The organism is Agromyces humi, from assembly GCF_009720255.1.
Taxonomy (GTDB): domain Bacteria; phylum Actinomycetota; class Actinomycetes; order Actinomycetales; family Microbacteriaceae; genus Agromyces; species Agromyces humi.
Genome location: NZ_WJSP02000496.1, coordinates 1 through 2,297 on the forward strand (window position 1 = coordinate 1; position 2,297 = coordinate 2,297).

Below are 2,297 nucleotides of genomic sequence, written 5' to 3' on the forward strand. Positions count from 1 at the left end.
CGCCCGGTGATGGCCGCGCCGCGCACGGTGCGCCGCAATCGCCCGGTGCGCGTGTTCGCCACGATGCTGGTCGTGCCCGCCATCGTCGGCACCGTCGCCCTGCCGGCCTACGCGATCATGCCGGGCGTGGGCGGATTCGCGGCATCCGGTGCCTTCAGCCTGTCGAGAGCCGAGGCCCAGGACGTCGACGTGTCGGCGCTCGCGAGCGGCGCGCCCCTCTCGTCCGACACCTACGCGGTCACGACCAAGGCCGAGATCGAGCAGGCCCGCATCGACGCCGAGGAGGCGCAGCAGGCCGCCTGGGCCGCCGAGCTCGCCTCTCGAGGCTCGGGCAGCTACGCCATCTACACCGTCAAGGCCGAGGGCGACGACTACCCCTGGTGGGACCAGGTGCCCGACGACTACGGCGGCGGCCTCTCACCATTGCGCTATTACTACCGCGAGTGCGTCGACTTCGTCGCGTGGCGGCTCAACCGCGACGCGGGCGTCACCAGTGCCCCGTGGAAGTGGACGTGGAGCAACCTGGCATCCGGCAGTGCCTATGCCTGGGCCGACGCGTGGGCCGCCAAGGGCTGGCCGACATCGAGCGAGCCGGTCATCGGCGCCGTGGCCTGGTTCCCGTACAACCACGTCGCCTACGTGCAGTCGATCAACGCCGATGGTTCGGTGAACATCGAGGAGTACAACCAGAACTCCGACCACTCGTACCACCGGCGCACGATCCCGGCCGGCTCGGCGCTCTACCTCTACCCGCCGGGCTGAGCCACTCCCGCTTCACGTCGTTGTCGACGCCATGGCGATATCCGCGCGCTTTGTTGGACGTCTCGGACAGTGATCTCGTCGACCGGCGTCGGTAACGTTGGGCCTCATTCCACGGTGAGGCAGGTGATGCGATGACGCAGGACTTGGATGACGCGCGACTCGACGAGGTCGCGTGGGTCGACGAGCTCGCGCCGACCACCTCGGCGATCGTGATCCTCGGCTACAACTGACCCGGCTCAGGGCACGCGGGCCAGGCAGGCCGGTGCCGCCGTCTCGAGCGTGGCGACCACCTCGGTCGGCACGCCGTCGTCGAGTGCGATGACCGCGATCGAATCCGATCCCTGGTCGGCGACGAGCGCGAACCGCTCGTCGTGGGTCACGTGCAGGTCGCGCGGATGCCGCCCGCCCGTCGGCACCGAGGCGACGCGTTCGAGCGTGCGGGCGCCGGGGTCGAACCTCAGGGCGACGAGCGCATCCGCGTCGCGGTCGCCGATGAGCACCGTGCCGGCCCGCGTCAGGCGGACGGCCGAGAGCCCGAGCCCGCGCGGCGCGACGCGGTCATCGACGTCGAACCAGGCCAGTTCCCGGTCGCCCGCGAGGTCGAGGATGCTCGCCGTCCGGTCGAGCTCGTTCGCCACGATGGCGAGGTCACCGGCGATCACGAGGTGACGCGGGCCCGCACCGGCGTGGACGACGAGGTCGCGGGTGTCGTCATGAGGCAGTGCCTCGGGCAGGTCGCCGAGTGGGATCGCGCGGATGCGGTCGGAGCCGAGGTCTGCCACGAGCAGCCGATCGCGTGCGGAGTCCACGACCGCCTGGTGGGCGTGCGGGGACGCCTGCCGCTCGGCGTTCGGCCCGCTGCCCGAGAACGGCACGGTGTGCACGGCCTCGGCTGCGGCATCCGGAGCCGACGGGTGGGCCGTGAGGCGCCCGCCCGAGTAGTTCGCCGCGAAGATCCAGTCGCCGGACTCGTCGAAGGCGACATGGCAGGGGTCGGCGGCGCCGGTGCGGCCCGGTTCGCCGAACGCCCGCAGGTCGTCCCCCTCGATCGTCCACGTCGAGACGAGCCCGTCGGCGAGTTCGTGCACGATGCCGAGCACGCCGGTCGCGGCCGAGACGGCGAGGTACATCGGGTTGGGTCCGACTTCGACGGCGGCGCCGAGCGTCGCGGTGCCGTCGGCGCCGATGTCGAGCGGTCGGATGCCGCGTGCCGGCGATCCGAGCGCACCGAGCGTCGAGGCGCCCACCCAGAACCTCGTGGTGTCCGCACGCGTCATCTCGGCTCCTCGTCTCGCGGCGGGGCCGCGCTCTCGGGCGCCTCCGGCGCCGCAGGACACGCTACCGCGAGCCGGTAGACTCGTGCGGTCAGCCTCTGTAGCTCAATGGAAGAGCAGTTCCGTCCTAAGGAAAGGGTTGGGGGTTCGAGTCCCTCCAGGGGCACCCGTGCGACGGGCGCTCGTGGTCACTGCCCGATGCCGAGCCAGCCGTCGGGCGTGTCGGCGGCGGACCGCCCGCTCGCGGCCGAGCCCGCCGGG

General features: G+C 71.9%; 2 protein-coding genes and 1 tRNA gene. 2 read left to right on the forward strand and 1 reads right to left on the reverse strand.

The features are described from left to right. Positions 1 to 762, forward strand: a 762-nt coding sequence (locus GH736_RS21380) for a CHAP domain-containing protein (protein WP_159606897.1), incomplete at its 5' end; no start/stop codon positions are given. Between the two features lie 236 nt (positions 763 to 998). Here the strand turns inward: GH736_RS21380 and GH736_RS21385 are convergent. After that, complete coding sequence (locus GH736_RS21385) at positions 999 to 2,039, reverse strand: lactonase family protein (protein ID WP_159606899.1); 1,041 nt, start codon at positions 2,037 to 2,039, stop codon at positions 999 to 1,001. A 91-nt stretch (positions 2,040 to 2,130) separates the two neighbouring features. On the opposite strand from GH736_RS21385, the gene GH736_RS21390 reads away from it, so the two are divergent. After that, positions 2,131 to 2,202: transfer RNA gene (locus GH736_RS21390), tRNA-Arg, on the forward strand. Positions 2,203 to 2,297: the final 95 nt, after the last annotated feature.